This is a genomic window from Bradyrhizobium sp. (genome assembly GCF_035484855.1).
GTDB lineage: Bacteria > Pseudomonadota > Alphaproteobacteria > Rhizobiales > Xanthobacteraceae > Bradyrhizobium.
Window position 1 is genome coordinate 36,035 of the sequence record NZ_DATHOP010000041.1, and the last position, 17,157, is coordinate 53,191.

Genomic DNA, 17,157 nt, shown 5'->3' on the forward strand with positions numbered 1-17,157 from the left:
TTTTATTGAGCGCAGTATCGCTGCCCATGGCGGCTCAAGACCGCAATGGGAGGTTTTGCGATGGCAACGCGACGGGATTTTGTACTTGGCGCAACGGCCGCGGCGGCGCTGCCGCGCCTGATTAGTTCCGGCATCGGCGGACCGGCATCCGCCGCCGAAGCGCCGAAAGCGAATGACGGCAATTGGGATCAGGGGCAGCTAAAACATTTGCTGCCGACGGTCAGCCACGACCGCTTCCTGATCAAGGCCTCGTTCGATGCCCCGCAGCTCACAGCCCCCGAGCTCGAGGTCGGGTCCAATCGCGTGCGCGGGCAGATGAACTCAGCCGGCGGCGAATTCTGGCAATTCGACGTGACCGGGCTCAAGCCCGCCACGCCATACAAGCTCGCTTTGAGCGGCGCCGGCGGTCGCGCGCTGTGCGAGCCGTGGTCGCTGTCGACCTTTCCGGCGCCGGACGCAACGCCTGAGCAACTGCGGCTGATGATCTACACCTGCGGCGGCGGGCATGACGCGTTGAATGAGGGTTTGCCGGCCGGCAAGATCAACTGGCTGCCGTCGGCGCTGCGTCGCAAGCTCTTGGCGCGCGGGCTGTCCTTCAACCCGGATGCGCTGATCGCCAATGGCGACCAGATCTATTGGGACTTGCGCGCGCCGCAGGCGTCGAAGGGCAGCGGAGCCTCGCCGCAGGGCGAGGCGATTGCCGGCATCTTCGATCGCGCGCAGCCGGTGTTCGGCACGCCAAACGAGGCGGTGTTCCGCCGCGCCACCGCTCCGCAGATCATCCCGCAATACGGTGCGCTGTTGCGCTCGACACCGGTGTTCTTCATGCAGGACGATCACGACTATTTCGACAATGACGAGGCGACCGACGACATCATCACCTTTCCGCCCGATCATTTCATGCTGGAACTGGCCCGCGCCACGCGGCAGCTGTATTATCCGGAATACCTGCCCGACGAAAATCGCCCGCTCGGACTTCCCGGCGCCTCGGCGCCGGACCGCCCGCCCGGCGTCGCCGAAGCGTTCGGCACCTTGCGCTACGGCAAGCTCGCGGAAGTCCTCTTGTACGACATCCGCCGTTCGCAGACCCTGAACGGGCCGAGCGCGGTGTTTGTCGACGGCACGGTGGAGAGCTGGCTGAAAGCGCGGATGGCTGACCGTGAGGTGACCCACGTCGTCAACATCCCCTCCAATCCGCCGGGATGGAGCGCGGGCAAATGGGGCGAATGGTATCCGGACATGCTGGGCAAGGACGGCAAGCTGACCACCGAGATTGCAAAGCCCTATTGGCAGACCGGCTGGCTCAAGCAGCACGACCGGTTGATGCAGGCGGTGGCCGCGATGCCGGGCCGGATTCCGCTGGTCATCAGCGGCGACCTCCACGCCATAGCCGAAGGCCGCATGATGCGCAGCGGCGCGCTGGATTTCTCCAAAAATCCGATCGAGGTGATCCTGTCGGGTCCGCTCGGCACCGGCGATCGCGGCTGGCCGTCGGCCTTCCGCGGCATCGGCGCCTCGGTGCCGAACCACCTGCAGGTGGAAGAGAGCCTGAAACCGCTCGAGGAAAACGGCTTCATCATCGCCGACTTCACGCGTGACGCCATCACCATCCGCTACTTCCGCTTCAACTATCATAAGCAAGCGCCCGACGTGATCGACACGCTGGAGCCGTTCCGGACGACGGAGCTGAGGCGGGTTTAGTGTCTCCTCATGCCCGGGCCTGTCCCGGGCATCCATGTCTTTGTCTCACCTAAGCAGGAAAGACGTGGATGGCCGGGACAAGCCCGGCCATGACGGGTCTGGTCTCGACGCTTGCCGGGCTCAATATCCCTTGCGCGCATAGATCTCATAGAACGTGACGACGATCTCGAACGCGATCAAGATCACCACGATGATCTCCAGCCGCAGCGAGCGCTTGGTGTCGATGATGTCGGAAAGCGTGGTCGCGGTGTCGGCAATCACCGCGAGCTTGCGGTTCAAGGTCTCGACCCGCTCGCTGAGTTCGTATTCGTCTTCCAGCCGCGCATAGAGCCGTTCGAGGTCGGGCCGGTCCCACAGCACGTCCGGCTTCTCGCCGACCGCGACGCGGCCGGACAGGCGATGCTGGACCAGCAGCGAATTGCCCAGCAGCTTGAGCAGGTCGGTGCGGTTTCGCGAGGTCTTGCCGAAACGTCCGAGCTCGCGGGCAAACGGCTCGATGGTGTCGAAGACGTTGGCGACCTGCCGTTCGTCGCGTCCGAGCACGACGCTCTTGGCGAGCGCGTCGGCCACCACCAGCAGCCGTTCCAGCGAGAATTCCCTGACCTGGATGGGTCCGCCGACCGGGATCGGTTCCTCGGCCTCCTTGGCAACCTGGATCTTCGCCGTCTCCTCCTCGGGCGGGGTGATGTTGCCAAAGGTCCGGGTTTGCAGGCGTTCGAGAAAGTCCGCCTCCTGCGCAGCCGAAAGACCGATGAACACCGCAACGCCATAGCGGAACAGCACGGCCAGCCCGTTGTCGCCGACCCGCACCGCCATCGGCGCGCTCGACAGCACCTGGCCCTCAAAGCCGGCCGTATTGATGCGGTCGCCGATCAGGAGCGCGTGCGCGGTCAGTTGCAGGGCCGTTGGATTTGAATCCGGCATCCCCCACACTTAGCAAGCGGACAAGGGATTTTCGATGACCCCCGCGGCGATTTACTCAATCCCCTCCGAAGAAGCGGCGGCGAGTAGCCTCGTCGCAAGGAGAGTCTGGGCCGACGCCAACGATATCGAGGGCGCGGGTTCGGTCCGCAATAAGTCGTGTGAGCGCGGATTCCCGCGCCGCAGCGGCGACAAGACCGGGATGGTAAAAGAGTGCCCTTGCCCAGCCCGTCAGGCGATGAATCACGCCATAATGGCGATCGTGCTCCTCAGCATAGCCATCCATCGCCTCGGACCAGTCGTCGGATGCGAGGAGCTTGTCGGCGAGTACCCGGACGTCACGCAGCGTCAATGACAATCCGCAGCCGAACGATGGGTCATTCGACGCTGCGGCGTCGCCGATCAGGACCAGGCCAGCCCGGTGCGGGTGGCTCACCCAGGTATCCGTTGCATCGTAAGAAGCGAGGGGCCCAGCTGCGCGTGCGCCTTCGTACCACTTTGCCGGAGCGCCAGCCGCGATGCTGGCGGTCACAAAGGAAGGAAAATGTGCCTCACCGCTCAAAGGAACTGCGGTCGAATCTCTGGCATCCTTGTGAATGGAGACGTAGGCCCGGAAGCGACCTGCGCCGAGCGGAACCGTCAAAGAGAGCATGCCCAGGCGCGGATTTAAAGAAGCGCTCATCCGGTCCCCCGGAGCCGCAAGGCCCTCCATCAAAACTCCAGCGATCACCATCCCTTCGGGATCACGCTCGACGTGGAAGCCGCCCCACCGACGACATAGGGAATTGCGGCCGTCGGCTCCCACGACGAGACGAGCGCGATAAACCCTCTCGCCGTTTCCGTCCTCATGAACGCGAACTCCAGGCAGCCCCTCCGAAACCAACTCGACGGCACGCGCGCCTCGCCGTACCGTCGCCCCAGCGGCGGCGGCCGCGCCGATCACCACCGACTGCATGTCCGGGTGATAAAAGTTGAGCGATCCCGCGCGATGCGGTGAGGTCGTTACGAGATCCCGCCGTCCAAATTCCGAGAAGCCTACGAGCTGGTCGGACCAGTATCGGACTTCGTGGCCGCAGGTCTCCAGCAACAGCTCGTAAAGCCCGAGCGTCCGCGCTTCGGCGACGCCCCAACAATGCATCTGCTCGCCGCGCACGCGGTCGCGGAACGCGACCTCGCGCTCAAGGACCAGGACACGCATTCCGTTCTCGGCCAGCCGTTTCGCAAGCGCAGCGCCGGCGAGTCCACCACCGACCGTGATCACATCGTAAGCTTCAGCCATGCCAGGTACCGAAACGATGACGCCAAGGCCATCAATACACGAACTGCCGCACAATAATGATCCTACCAGATGCACACGGCAATCGGTTGTGTTCGGTTCTCCTCAGTGCGTTGCTTCCACAAATGTCGGCATGTCGCGACCCGATACGATAAACTCTCAGCTGACTGTCTGGCGTTCATCAAGTTCGCATCAATCCGCATTTGGCTGAGCGCTAATGAGTCCACGCCCTAGACCGGGATGACTTTTCTTCGAATCGTCATCCCGCTCTATCTTTTTGTTTGAGCATGATCTTTTCGGAAAACCGGTTCCCACTTTTCCGGATCATGCTCTAGTTTGAACCCGCCGCCACCAGATCGTCGATCCCGATGGGAAAACGACGCACCCGGATGCCGGTGGCGTGCCAGACCGCATTGGCGATGGCGCCGGCCGAGCCGGTGATGCCGATTTCGCCGACGCCCTTGATACCGAGCGCGTTCACATGGGGATCGTGCTCCTCGATCATCAGCGCCTCGAGCCGCGGCACGTCGGCATTCACCGGGACGTGGTATTCGGCGAAATTGGCGTTGATGATCCGCCCCGAGCGCCGGTCGATGACGGCCTGTTCGTGCAGCGCAAAGGACATGCCCCAGATCATGCCGCCATAGATCTGGCTCTGCACCATGCGGGGATTGATGATCCGTCCCGCCGCGAACGCGCCGACCATGCGGGTGACGCGGACTTGACCCAGATCGGGATCGACCTTGACCTCGGCGAACACGGCGCCATGCGCATGCATGGCGTAGTTGGCCTGCGCCGCCGGATCGATGGCGCTTTTGCCGCGGGCTTCGATCTGCGCAAGGCGAGCGCGCTTGAGGATATCGGCGTAGCTCTCGCTGCGTGTTTCGTCGTCGCGGCGGAACAGGCGGCCGCCGCGCGCGACCACGCCGGCATTGCCCGCGCCGAATAATGGCGAGCGCTCGTCGCCGGTGGCGAGATCGGCGAGTTTGGCGATCACCGCCGCGCCCACATTGTGAATTGCCATCCCGGCGGTCGCGGTGTGCGCCGAGCCGCCGGCGATGCCGGCGTCCGGCAGGTCGGAGGTGCCGGCCTTGAACTCGACCTGTTCGAGATCGAGCCCGAGGCCGTCGGCCGCGATCTGGGCGAGCGCGGTCCAGGCGCCCTGGCCCATGTCGTGGGCGCCGGTTTCCATTACCCCGGAGCCGTCGCCGCGCACCACCGCGCGCGCCTCGGCGGCGAACATCAGCGCCGGAAAGGTCGCGGTGCCGATGCCCCAGCCGACCAGCAGGCCTGCCTCGTCGCGCATTTGTCGCGGTGCGAGCGGGCGCTTGGCCCAGCCAAAGCGCTCGGCGCCTCGCGCGTAGCACTGGCGCAGCGCCTTCGAGGAGAACGGCTTGCCGGAAATCGGCTCGACTTCGGCATAGTTACTGATGCGGAAGGCGAGCGGATCCATTTCGCAGGCCCATGCCGCTTCGTCGATCGCGCTCTCCAGCGCAATCGATCCGGTGGCTTCGCCCGGCGCCCGCATGAACAACGGCGTGCCGGTGTCGATCCGGACCGCCTCGTGCGAGGTGGCAATCGCCGGGCTCGCGTAGAGCGTATGCGAGGCGTCGGCGGCCGGCTCGAAGAACTCATCGAAGGTGCTGGTCGCGATCCTGGCGTGATGATCGAGCGCGGTCAGCTGTCCCTCGCTATCGACGCCGATGCGAAGCCGCTGACGGGAGGGCGAGCGGTGGCCGACCGGCCCATACATGTGCTCACGCCGCAGCACGAGTTTCACCGGCCGGCCGACCAGCCGCGCCGCCAGCACGCCGAGCACCTGCGGCCCGGACATCAATCCCTTGGACCCGAAACCGCCGCCGAGGAACGGGCTGCGAATGTGGATGTTTTCCGGCGGGATGCCGAACAGTCCCGCAAGTCGCATCTGGCCCATGGCGAGGCCCTGGCTCGGCGTATCGATAGACAGCCGATCGCCGTCCCATGAAGCGACGATGGCGTGCGGCTCCATGGCGTTATGGTACTGGGTGGGCGTTTCATAGGTCGCATCGATCCGCTTCGAGGCCGCCGCCAGACCCGCTTCCACATCGCCCCGCCGCATCTCGGCCGGATTGCCGACGCCGACCGCGGGCGGCACGAAAGCTTCCCCGCCATCAAGCCCGACGCGGGCCGGCAACGCGTCGTAGCGTGGCGCGAGCAGCGCCACGCCTTCGGTCGCAGCCTCCAGCGTCTCGGCGATGACGACCGCGATCGGCTGGTTGGCGTAGCGCACCCGGTCGTTCTGCAACAGCTCCATCCGGAACATGAAGGGATTGGTCTTGGCGTCGGGGTCTTCCGCGAGCGGCGGCCGGTTGGCTGTCGTCATGACCTCCACCACACCAGGGTGGTTCTTCGCCGCCTGCACGTCGAGGAATGTCACGCGGCCGCGCGCGATGCCGGAGACCGCGAGAACGGCATGCAGCATGCCCGGCGGATGGTTGTCCGCGGCGTAGCGGGCTTCGCCCTTGACCTTGAGGACGCCATCGCGGCGGGTCAGCGGCTGTCCAATGTTCGACCCGTGCCGCGCATGGGCGGGCGTTTCGGCAAGTCTGATCTCAGGCATCTTGCAAGGCTCCGGAAACGGATGCGAAAGGCGAGGCGGGAAGGGCGGCAATGCGCGCGGGCGTTCCCGCGGCGGCAAGCGTGAACGCCCGCACGATGATGCGCCTGGCGAGTTCGATCTTGAAAAGATTGTCGCCGGAAGGCTTTGCGTCGGCGAGTGCTGCTTCCGCAGCGCGCCGGAAGGCGGCGGGAGTGGGATCGGCGCCTGCCAGCGTCTCTTCCGCCGCGCGCGCCCGCCATGGTTTGGCAGCGACGCCACCGAGCGCGAGCCGCGCTTGCCGAATCTTGCCGGCTTCGACACGCAGCGCGGCGGCCGCTGACACGACGGCGAAGGCGTAGGAGGTACGTTCGCGCACTTTCAGATAGCGGGCGTGCGCGGCGAACGTGCGAGCCTCGGCCGGCAATCGTAATGCGACGATGAGATCGCCGGGCTCAAGCAGGTTTTCCCGTTCCGGCGTATCGCCGGGCAGGCGGTAAAACGCCTCCAGCGCTATTTCGCGCCGGCCGCCTCGGCCTTCGATTTCGACGACGGCGTCGAGCGCGACCAGCGGCACACAGAAATCCGAGGGATGCGTGGCGATGCAAGCCTCGCTCCAGCCGAGCACGGCGTGCAACCGGTTCTCGCCGCCTCGGGCGTCGCAACCGGTGCCCGGCGCGCGCTTGTTGCAGGCGCTGGCGGTGTCGTAAAAATACCCGCAGCGCGTCCGTTGCAGGAGATTGCCGCCGACGGTCGCGGCATTGCGGAGCTGCGCCGATGCTCCCGACAACAGCGCTTCGGCCACCGCGGGATAGGATCTGGCAAAGCCGGAATCGTGCGCGAGATCGGCATTGCGAACCAGCGCGCCGATCCGGAGGCTGCCGTCGGGGAGATGCTCGATGCGGTCGAGCCCGGGCAGCCGCGTGACGTCGACCAGACGGTCCGGACGGGTGATGCCGCCCTTCATCAGGTCGAGCAGGTTGGTGCCCGATGCGAGATAGACGGCACCCGGCTTTGCCGCGGCGGCGATGGCCTCCGGGACAGTCGTCGGCCTGACATATTCGAAATTTTTCATGCGGAGCGCCTCTGGTTGACTGTCGCGAGAGTTTGCTGCGCCTCGAGCACCGCTTCGGTGATTCCGGCATAGGCGCCGCATCGGCAGAGGTTTCCGCTCATGCATTCGCGAACGCGTTCGGGGTCGTCGCCGGCTTGCGCTTCGTCGATCAGTCCGATCGCGCTCATGATCTGGCCGGGCGTGCAGAAGCCGCACTGGAAGCCGTCATGGGCGATGAAGGCGGCCTGCACCGGATGCAGCTGGTCACCGCGCGCGATGCCTTCGATGGTGAGGATATCGGCGCCGTCATGGCTGACCGCCAAGGCGAGGCACGAATTGATCCGCCGGCCGTCGACCAGCACCGTGCAGGCGCCGCATTGGCCGCGGTCGCATCCCTTCTTGGTGCCGGTCAGATCGAGATGCTCGCGCAGCAGATCGAGCAGCGTGACGCGCGGGTCCGATAACGCGACGTCCCGCCGCGCACCATTCACGGTAAGGCTGATGGAGAGGTTCATGCAGGGCTCCGATCAATGCTATGGTCGAACATCAATGCCGCCGGCGAAGCGGATCGGCGGACGTGTCGCGGCTAGACACTCGGACGCATATACGGAGGCACCCTCCGTTTTCAAGTGAGGGGACGACCACCATATGATGCAGGGAAAGGGGAGCGGATTTCCTGAAAAGATCATGCTCCAACAACGAGATGAGACCACGATCCGGCCAGAGGTAATAAGATTGTGATCAAGACGAAGTGAGATGGCAGCCCCCTCCGCAGCAATGGTTCGAAAGCCGCGCGCCGACGCGATCCGCAATCGCGAGCGGGTTCTGGAGGCTGCGAAGACCGTGTTCAGCGCGGGCGGTCCCGAGGCGAGTCTGGAGGCGGTGGCGAAACGGGCAGGCGTCGGCATCGGCACGCTCTATCGCCACTTCCCGACGCGCGAGGCCCTGTTCGAGGCGGTCTATCGGCGCGAGGTGCAGCAACTCGGCGAATTGGCCGAAGCGTTGAAGAGCGAGGCCGACCCGGTCGATGCCTTGCGCCGCTGGCTGCGATCCAATGTCGAGTTCGTCGCCACCAAGAAAGGCATGTCGGCGGCGCTGGCGCTCGCGGTGCAAAGCACGTCGGAACTGACCGCTTTCTCGTTCGACCGTTTGACCAAGGCCGTCGGCGCGTTGCTGGACCGCGCCATCGCCGCCGGCGAGATCCGCGCCGACATCAGCCCGGAAGACCTGCTGCGGGCCCTGGTCGGCATGTGCTACTTGCACGACCAGCCCGGCTGGCAGAAGAGCGTGGTGCGGCTGCTTGATGTCCTTGTCGATGGACTTCGTGTGCGAAGCGGGAGCGCGAAGGGAAAGCCAGCGCGGCGTGGTTCGCAGAAGAACCGCAAGTAAAGATCAGGTAATGGCGATAGGGAGGCGAGATCGCGTCACGTGAACCCCGATATCACCTACCCCGTATCTGTTTGACCATTCCACCAATCCGGATCATCTCGTACCCATGACCATGTCAGGCGGTAGCGACGGCTTCTACGGCACCATCCCGGTGTTCCGCGGCTTCACGAGCCTGATGGACCCGGCGCTGTATGCGCCGTTGCCGGACGACTGGTCGATCGGCGTCGCCGATATCGTGGAATCGACCAAGGCGATCGCGGAAGCGCGCTACAAGGCGGTCAACATGGCCGGGGCCTCGGTGATCGCGGCGGTGACCAATGCGTTCGACGGCCGCGAGTTTCCGTTCGTGTTCGGCGGCGACGGCGCCAGTTTTGCGGTCGCGCCCGGCGATCTCGACCGCGCCCGCGACGCGCTGGCGGCGACGGCGGCCTGGGTCAAGGAGGATCTCGATCTCGCGATGCGAGTGGCGCTGGTGCCGGTCGCGGCGATCCGCGCGCAGGGCCTCGATGTCCGCGTCGCCCGGTTCGGGCCGTCGGCGAATTTGTCCTATGCGATGTTTTCCGGCGGCGGCCTCGGTTGGGCCGAAGCTGCAATGAAGCGCGGCGAGTTTGCGGTCGCAGTCGCCCCGCCCGGGACGCAGCCGGACCTCACCGGCTTGTCGTGCCGGTTCGAGGAAATCCCATCCGTGCGCGGTCTCATCCTGGCGGTGCTGGTGGTGCCCGCGCGTGGCGCCAGCACCGACGCCTTTCGCAGGGTGATCGAAGACGTCATCGCACTGGTCGAGCGCAGTCCGGATGCGGGGCGGCCGGTGCCGCCCGGCGGGCCACCGCTGAAATGGCCGCCGGCCGGCGTCGACTACGAGGCGCGCGCGCAGCGCGGCGGATCGCTGTTGAAGCGGCGGGCCGGCGTGCTCGCCCACACCCTGTTTGCCTATGTCGTGATGCGCTTCGGCATCAAGGTCGGCGGCTTCGTGCCGAAGACCTATGTGCAGCAGGTCGTCGAGAATTCCGACTTCCGCAAATATGACGACGGCCTGCGCATGATCCTCGACTGCTCGAGCGAGTTGGAGCGCGCGTTGACGCAGCGCCTCGAAAAGGCTGCGTCCGACGGCATCGTGCGCTATGGCCTGCATCGGCAGGACGCAGCGATGATGACCTGCTTCACGCCGTCGGCGCTGCGCAGCGACCACGTGCATTTCATCGACGGCGCCCGCGGCGGCTACGCCTCGGCCGCGACCGCGCTGAAGGCGACGGCGGCGTGAGCTAATCGGTGCAGGGCTCCAATTTCACCTCGCCCCGCTTGCGGGGAGAGGTCGAAATTCGCGGTAGCGAATTTCGGGTGAGGGGGACTCACCGCGCATTCGGTATTCGTGGAGGCAGCCCCTCTCCCCGCGAAGAGCGGGGCGAGGGGGAAGGGTCCATCGCTTCGAACAGCCGAATCCCGCTTGACTCTTCCCCGCTTCTGATTCGACTCCGCACCGCCTCTCACGTTAAGGATTCCGCCGCCAAACGCTGGCTTGTCGCGATGCGTCAAACTTGATCTAGTGATGCCGTTCGGCGCTCCACGCGAGATATTGCGGTGAACGAAGCCGGAGAGCATAGCAGTCACCGATTCGGGCGCGATTCGTTCCGGACTCGTTCCAGAGCTTAAGCCGCGACCCCCATGCGTCGCATTGTGAAACACTCCCCTCCCTCATGGCGACCGCAGAAACTCAATAAAAATGGCCTTTTCGTCATCGTCCTTTGCATCTCCTCACGAACGCGCGCCAGGCTCTGGCGTCACCGCCGTGCTTGGGCCGACCAATACCGGCAAGACCCATCTCGCCATCGAGCGGATGCTGGCGCATTCCTCCGGCCTGATCGGCCTGCCGCTGCGGCTGCTCGCGCGCGAGGTCTACAACAAGATCGCCGATCGCGCGGGTGCGGATTCGGTCGCGCTGATCACCGGCGAAGAAAAGATCAAGCCGAGGAATCCAAGGTTCTGGGTCTCCACCGTCGAAGCGATGCCGCGCGACCTCGACGTCTCGTTCCTCGCCGTCGACGAAATCCAGATCGCCGCCGACCTCGAACGCGGCCACGTCTTCACCGACCGCATCCTCAACCGCCGCGGCCGCGACGAGACGCTGCTGCTGGGTGCTGCCACCATGCGCCCGATCATCGAGCGGCTGCTGCCCGGCGCTTCCATCGTCACCCGGCCGCGGCTGTCGCAGCTCGAATTCGCCGGCGACCGCAAGATCACCCGCCAACCGCGCCGCACCGCGATCGTGGCGTTTTCGGCCGACGAGGTCTATGCGATCGCGGAGCTGATCCGCCGCCAGCATGGCGGCGCCGCCGTGGTGCTGGGCTCGCTCTCGCCCCGCACGCGCAACGCGCAAGTGGCGATGTTCCAGAACGGCGACGTCGATTACCTCGTCGCCACCGACGCCATCGGCATGGGGCTCAATCTCGACGTCGACCACGTCGCCTTTGCCTCCGACCGCAAATATGACGGCTATCAATTCCGCCGGCTGAATCCGTCGGAATTCGCGCAGATCGCAGGGCGCGCCGGCCGCGCCACGCGCGACGGCACTTTCGGCACCACCGGCCGTTGCGCGCCGTTCGAGCCGGAGCTGGTGAACGCGCTGCAGAACCACACCTTCGACAGCGTCAAAGTCCTGCAATGGCGCAACTCGAAGCTGGATTTTTCCTCGCTCGGCGCACTTCAGGTGTCGCTGGCGCTGACGCCCAGCCATGACGCCTTGACCCGCGCGCCGATCGCGGAGGATTTGCGCGTGCTCGATCACGCCGCGCGCGACGCCGACGTGCGCGACATGGCGCATGGTGCCAGCGCCGTGGAACGGCTGTGGGACGCCTGCCAGATCCCGGATTACCGCAAAATCGCGCCCGCCGCCCACGCCGAGCTGGTCACCACTTTGTTTGAATTCCTGATGAAGAAAGGCCGCATCCCCGACGCCTGGTTTGCCGCCCAGGTCGACCAGGCCGACCGCGCCGACGGCGATATCGACACGCTATCGGGCCGGATCGCGCAAATCCGCACCTGGACCTTCGTGGCCAACCGGCCGGACTGGCTGGCCGATCCCGACCATTGGCAGCAAATTGCCCGGGAAGTTGAAAATAAATTGTCCGATGCACTGCACGAACGGCTCACGGAGCGTTTCGTTGACCGCCGTACCAGTGTATTGATGCGCCGCCTGCGGGAGAACAGCGTTTTGAATACCGAAATCGGCAAGACCGGCGAAGTCACCGTCGAGGGCCATGTGATCGGCCGGCTCGACGGATTTACCTTTGCGCCAGACGCCGCTGAAGCGGGCTCCGACGCCAAGGCGCTGCAGGCGACCGCGCTCAAAGCGCTGGCCGGCGAGATCGACGCGCGCGCCGAGAAGCTTAGCGCCGCCCCCGACGATGCGTTCGTGCTGACGTCAGACGGCACCATCCGCTGGACCGGCGATGCGGTAGCCAAACTGGTCGCGGCCGACGACAGCCTGCATCCGCGGCTGCGCATCATTTCCGACGATCGGCTCTCCGGCGCGCCGCGCGAAGCCGTGCAAACCCGGCTCGAGCTGTGGCTGAAGACGCATATCGAAAAGCTGCTTCTGCCCTTGTTCGACCTCCACAAGGCCGAAGACATCACAGGAATCGCGCGCGGCATCGCGTTCCAGCTGATCGAGTCGCTCGGCGTGCTGGAGCGCTCGAAGATTTCGGCCGAGATGAAGGATCTCGACCAGCCGTCGCGGGCGTCGTTGCGCAAATACGGCGTGCGCTTCGGGGCCTATCACATTTATTTCCCGGCGCTGTTGAAACCCGCGGCGCGGTCGCTGGCCTCGCTGCTGTGGGCCGAAAAGCACGACAATGTCGACATGTCGGCGCTATCGGGCGCGCAGCATCTGGCGGGATCGGGGCGCACCTCGTTTCCGGTCGACAAGACGCTGCCGCGCGATGCCTATCGCGTGCTGGGCTACCGGCAATGCGGCGAGCGCGCGGTGCGGGTCGACATATTGGAGCGGCTGGCCGATCTCATTCGCCCCGCGCTGGCGTGGCGCGAAACCTCGCCCGGTGCAAAGCCCGCCGGCGCGTTCGACGGCCGCGGCTTCGTGGTGACGCAGGCGATGACCTCGCTGACGGGATCGGCCGGCGAGGACTTCGCCTCGGTGCTGCGCGCGCTCGGCTACCGCATGGAAAAGCGCCCGCCGCTGCCGCCGAAGCCGGCGGTGACCGAGGCACCGGCCTCGGAGACACCAGTGGCCGCTGACGCTAACCCCGATGCGCCGCAGGCCGGCCAGGCGCCGCAGGCCACCGAAGACAGCGCAGCCCCGTCGGCGACCTTGTTGCCGGACATCGCGTTCTCGGTCGACGTGCCCGAGAGCGAGCCTGCGGCCGTCGCAACAGAACCCGCGCCCACCGCCGTTGAACCGCAAGGCGAGCCGGCGGCGATCGAGGCGCAACCGGAGCCGATGAGCCCGGTCGAAGCCGTGGAGGCCGAGGCGCAGGCGGAAGTTGAAGCAGCCGCGGAGATCGAAGCGGTCGACGCCACCGAGGCGGCTACCGATGCGGCGCCAGTGGAAGTCGCCGCGACCGAAGCGGTGCCAGCAGAGGCCGCTGCTTCCGACGCCGCCCCGGTAGAAGCGGCTGCCGCCGCGCCCGAGACGCCGGCAGTTCCCGAAATGGTGGAAGTCTGGCGCCCCGGCGGCCGTTCGGAAGAACGCCGGCCCCGTCCCGATCGCAGCCGTCAGCGTCACCACGGGCGTCCCGCCGAAGGCGCCGAACCCGCCGCCGCGTCAGGCGAAGGCGGCGCGCCCGCAGCGGCCGAACGGCACCGGCGCGGACGGCGCGAGCGTCAGAACGAGTTCAGAAAGCCCCGTCCCGACGCGCCGGCGGACGCGGTCGCAGCCGTCCCCGCGGAGGGCGCGCCAGCCGACGCCGCGCCGGTTCGTGAACCGCGCGAGGACCGGGGCCGCCCCTCCCGCGAGCGCTTTGAAGGCAAGGATCGCGACAAGGGCCGCGACGGCGACAAGTTCGGAGGCAACCGCGACAAGCCTGGCCGCGACCATGGCGGCCGCGACAAGGGCCGCGATCGCGACAAGGGCGGCCGCGAGAGCGGGCCGTCGCACCGCCAATATGCCACGACCGCTGCGCCGCGCGAGCGCGACCGTCCGGTCGATCCCAATTCGCCCTTTGCCAAACTCGCGGCGCTGAAAGAGCAACTCACCGCCGGCCGCAAGGATGGCTGAACTGGTATGGTTGTGAGCGAACCGTCATCCTGAGGTGCGCTCGGCGGCGCAATTGCGCCGCTGACTTGCGCGCCTCGAAGGATGGACCGTGGGGATAGTCATCCTTCGAGGCTCGCCGAAGGCGGCGAGCACCTCAGGATGACGGAGATTGTGGTGTCGATTGGAACGCCAGCGTCTCGATAAATGGCTGTGGCACGCGCGCGTGGTGAAGGCGCGCACCAGCGCCGCCGCCCTGGTCGAGGCCGGCCATGTCCGCATCAACGGCGTGCGCGAGACCGCGCCCGGTCACAGCGTGAAGGCCGGCGACGTGCTGACGATCGGGCTCGATCGCAGCGTCCGCGTGCTCAGGATCAAGGGATTTTCCGAGCGGCGGGGCGACGCGCCGGCTGCCCGCGTGCTGTACGACGATTTGCAGGGGCCGAGGGAATAACTATCTGCAAGCTGCATTTCAGGCGGCAGATAACCGCTCAAAAACGCTTGCCAAGAGCGCCGTGCTTCCCTTGCGGCTAGAGGGTTCCTGCGCTACGCAAACCACTCGAAATCGATCCGTTTCGGAGTTCTGGATGACTTACGTCGTCACTGAAGCCTGCATCAAATGCAAATATACCGACTGCGTCGAGGTCTGTCCGGTGGACTGCTTCTACGAGGGCGAAAACATGCTGGTCATCCATCCCGACGAATGCATCGATTGCGGCGTATGCGAGCCTGAATGCCCGGCCGACGCCATCAAGCCGGACACCGAACCGGGCATGGAGAAGTGGCTCGAGGTGAACACTGAATACGCCAAGAGCTGGCCGAATATCACCCAGAAGAAAGAGTCCCCGCCCGACGCCAAGGATTTCGAGGGCGAGGAGGGCAAGTTCGAGAAATATTTTTCTCCGAAGCCGGGCGAGGGCGACTGACCGGGAACCGGTTTCGACTTAACCCTGTTCCCGGTATGTGGCCAAAACCCCGCCCAAACGCCCGCCACAGGGCGTAAATCATTGATTTTTGCGGAAAATGTGCTATATTGGGCACATTATTAGCCGAATCCGTCAGCCCGCTCAGGGCCCCTATGGGTTCCCGTGAAAACCATCGAACAGGGGCGTGGCAGTTCCGCGCACAGGCTGTGTCACAGAAAACGCGTAAAAAGAGTGTTTCCAAGGTCTCCAAGAAAGCTGCCGCGGCCAGCCGCGGTGCAACCAGGGGCCGTGCCCGCGATGCCCGGGCCGCCACCAAGGCCTCGGCTGCAAAACCCTCGAAAAACAAAAGAAGCGCAATGCCAAACAAGACTGCAAAAACTGCCGCGAAAGCGACGGGTTCGAAGGCCAATGCCTCGAAGGTCGCTCCCAAGACTTCTGCCAAGACTTCCGTCAGCAAGACTGCCCCGAAAACCGTCGCCAAGGCCCCTGCGCACAAGCCTGTCGCGCACAAGCCGGTCGCCGCCGTCAAACCGGCCGCCAAGCCCGTGGCTGCCGCGCCGCGTATCGAGGAGCCGAAGAAGGTCCTGACCCAGCGCCAGGGCTTCAAGACCAACGAATTCGTGGTCTATCCCGCCCACGGCGTGGGCCAAATCCTGGCCATCGAGGACCAGGAGATCGCCGGCGCCAAGCTTGAGCTGTTCGTGATCAATTTCATGAAAGACAAGATGACGCTGCGGGTGCCGACCGCCAAGGTCGCCAATGTCGGCATGCGCAAGCTGTCGGAGCCGGCGCTGGTCAAGCGCGCGCTGGAAACCCTGAAAGGCCGCGCCCGCGTCAAGCGCACGATGTGGTCGCGCCGGGCCCAGGAATACGAAGCCAAGATCAATTCCGGAGACATCGTCGCGATCGCCGAAGTGGTGCGCGATCTCTATCGCTCGGAATCGCAGCCCGAACAGTCCTACAGCGAACGCCAGCTTTATGAAGCGGCGCTCGACCGGCTGTCGCGTGAAATCGCCGTCGTGCAGCACGTGACCGAAACCGAAGCCGTCAAGGAAATCGAAAGCCAGCTCGCCAAAAGCCCGCGCCGCGGCGCCAAGGCGGAGACGGAAGTCGAGGCCGAAGGTGAAGCCGATGCGGATTCCGACACCGAAGGCGACGATGCCGCGGTCGCGGACGAGGCGGCGTAAGACGGCCAACAGGTCGGAAAGACAATCAAGGCCCGGTCGCAGGACCGGGCTTTTTTGTTGGGCTGTCGCTCACCGGGTATTGCGCCGGGCTTCCCAGTTGTACGTGGCCCATGTAGTGATGGGTCGATGCTTCGCTATCTCCTCATCGCTTTCCAATTGACGCTGATGATGGCAGCGCCGGCCGCGAGAGGCGCTGATCTCGTCATTGATGGCGTATCGCTTCCCGCGGACGCCAGCGTGGCCTCTGTTGCGAAATCCGCCACCGACCTGCAGCGGCGCTGGAGCGGGGTGTGGACCGGGGCATGGAATGGCGCCTTCAAGCATATCCTGCTGGTCGAACGCATCGGCGAGGATGGCGCAGCCGGCGTTGTTTATGCCGAGGCCGACAATCCCTATACCGGCGCGCCGGCGAGCTGGTGGCGATTGGACGCGGTGGTGTCCGGGCGCACGCTCACCGTGACGAGACCGGCGTTCATCGCGACCTACGAGATGGATGACGAAGGGCAGTTGAAGGCCTTCTTCAAGGGCAGCCGGATCGCCCGTGCGGCGATGAGCAGAACGGACCTGGCTTCGCTGACCAAACCCGGTGCGGTCGTCGCCTGGTCCCGCGGTACATCCGAATTGCTGCAAACGGATTTGGTCGAAGATGGCAATCCGGTCCGGCTGGAGACGGTGATTTTCAAGCCTCCAGGGCCGGGGCCGTTTCCGCTTGCGGTGTTCAATCATGGCTCGACCGGCGGAACTCCGACGCCCGAGCTTGCCAGGCAAAGCTGGGCCTCGCTCGAAATCGCCGATTTTCTCAACAGCCGGGGTTGGCTCGTGGCCTTTCCGCAGCGTCGGGGTCGCGGAAAATCCGATGGATTCGATGATGAAGAGTTCAGCCGGAACGGCAAGCCCGGAAATACCTGCGATACCGGCACCGCGC

Annotated in this window: 12 protein-coding genes and 1 pseudogene; 8 read left to right on the top strand and 5 right to left on the bottom strand. The window is 65.5% G+C overall.

The window, feature by feature from the left end:
* The first annotated feature begins 60 nt into the window (after positions 1–60).
* A complete protein-coding gene (locus VK804_RS05515; RefSeq protein ID WP_325368672.1) occupies positions 61–1,701 on the top strand; it encodes a hypothetical protein in 1,641 nt (546 codons plus the stop codon).
* A 120-nt stretch (positions 1,702–1,821) separates the two neighbouring features.
* Here VK804_RS05515 and VK804_RS05520 read toward each other — a convergent pair whose 3' ends face one another.
* From VK804_RS05520 to VK804_RS05545, 5 genes are all read right to left on the bottom strand, one after another.
* The gene (locus tag VK804_RS05520) at positions 1,822–2,625 is read right to left on the bottom strand and encodes an RMD1 family protein (protein ID WP_325368674.1); all 804 of its coding nucleotides are present in this window, start codon (positions 2,623–2,625) and stop codon (positions 1,822–1,824) included.
* Positions 2,626–2,680: 55 nt separating this feature from the next.
* Positions 2,681–3,901 carry an FAD-dependent oxidoreductase gene (locus VK804_RS05525; protein ID WP_325368676.1) on the bottom strand — a complete coding sequence of 407 codons (1,221 nt, stop codon included), beginning with the start codon at positions 3,899–3,901 and terminating at the stop codon, positions 2,681–2,683.
* Between the two features lie 328 nt (positions 3,902–4,229).
* On the bottom strand, positions 4,230–6,497 hold the full coding sequence (locus tag VK804_RS05535; RefSeq protein WP_325368678.1) for a xanthine dehydrogenase family protein molybdopterin-binding subunit: 2,268 nt from the start codon (positions 6,495–6,497) through the stop codon (positions 4,230–4,232).
* A complete protein-coding gene (locus VK804_RS05540; protein WP_325368680.1) occupies positions 6,490–7,548 on the bottom strand; it encodes a xanthine dehydrogenase family protein subunit M in 1,059 nt (352 codons plus the stop codon). Before VK804_RS05540 ends, VK804_RS05535 begins: the two co-directional genes overlap by 8 nt.
* Positions 7,545–8,042 (bottom strand): (2Fe-2S)-binding protein, encoded by a 498-nt coding sequence (locus VK804_RS05545; RefSeq protein WP_325368682.1) that lies wholly within the window; start codon positions 8,040–8,042, stop codon positions 7,545–7,547. Before VK804_RS05545 ends, VK804_RS05540 begins: the two co-directional genes overlap by 4 nt.
* 241 nt (positions 8,043–8,283) lie before the next feature.
* On the opposite strand from VK804_RS05545, the gene VK804_RS05550 reads away from it, so the two are divergent.
* The 7 genes and pseudogenes from VK804_RS05550 to VK804_RS05580 all read left to right on the top strand — a co-directional run.
* A complete protein-coding gene (locus tag VK804_RS05550) occupies positions 8,284–8,916 on the top strand; it encodes a TetR/AcrR family transcriptional regulator (protein ID WP_325368684.1) in 633 nt (210 codons plus the stop codon).
* Between the two features lie 112 nt (positions 8,917–9,028).
* Positions 9,029–10,177 carry a DUF3095 domain-containing protein gene (locus VK804_RS05555; RefSeq protein ID WP_325368693.1) on the top strand — a complete coding sequence of 383 codons (1,149 nt, stop codon included), beginning with the start codon at positions 9,029–9,031 and terminating at the stop codon, positions 10,175–10,177.
* 459 nt (positions 10,178–10,636) lie between these two features.
* The gene (locus VK804_RS05560; RefSeq protein ID WP_325368685.1) at positions 10,637–14,143 is read left to right on the top strand and encodes a helicase-related protein; all 3,507 of its coding nucleotides are present in this window, start codon (positions 10,637–10,639) and stop codon (positions 14,141–14,143) included.
* Between the two features lie 160 nt (positions 14,144–14,303).
* The gene (locus VK804_RS05565) at positions 14,304–14,573 is read left to right on the top strand and encodes an RNA-binding S4 domain-containing protein (protein WP_325368687.1); all 270 of its coding nucleotides are present in this window, start codon (positions 14,304–14,306) and stop codon (positions 14,571–14,573) included.
* A gap of 133 nt (positions 14,574–14,706) precedes the next feature.
* Entirely contained in the window at positions 14,707–15,045 is a 339-nt protein-coding gene (gene fdxA, locus VK804_RS05570; RefSeq protein ID WP_325368689.1) for a ferredoxin FdxA, read from the top strand.
* Positions 15,046–15,401: 356 nt separating this feature from the next.
* Complete coding sequence (locus VK804_RS05575) at positions 15,402–16,232, top strand: CarD family transcriptional regulator (protein ID WP_414642722.1); 831 nt, start codon at positions 15,402–15,404, stop codon at positions 16,230–16,232.
* 126 nt (positions 16,233–16,358) lie between these two features.
* A pseudogene (locus VK804_RS05580) lies at positions 16,359–17,157 on the top strand (hypothetical protein); the annotation flags it as partial.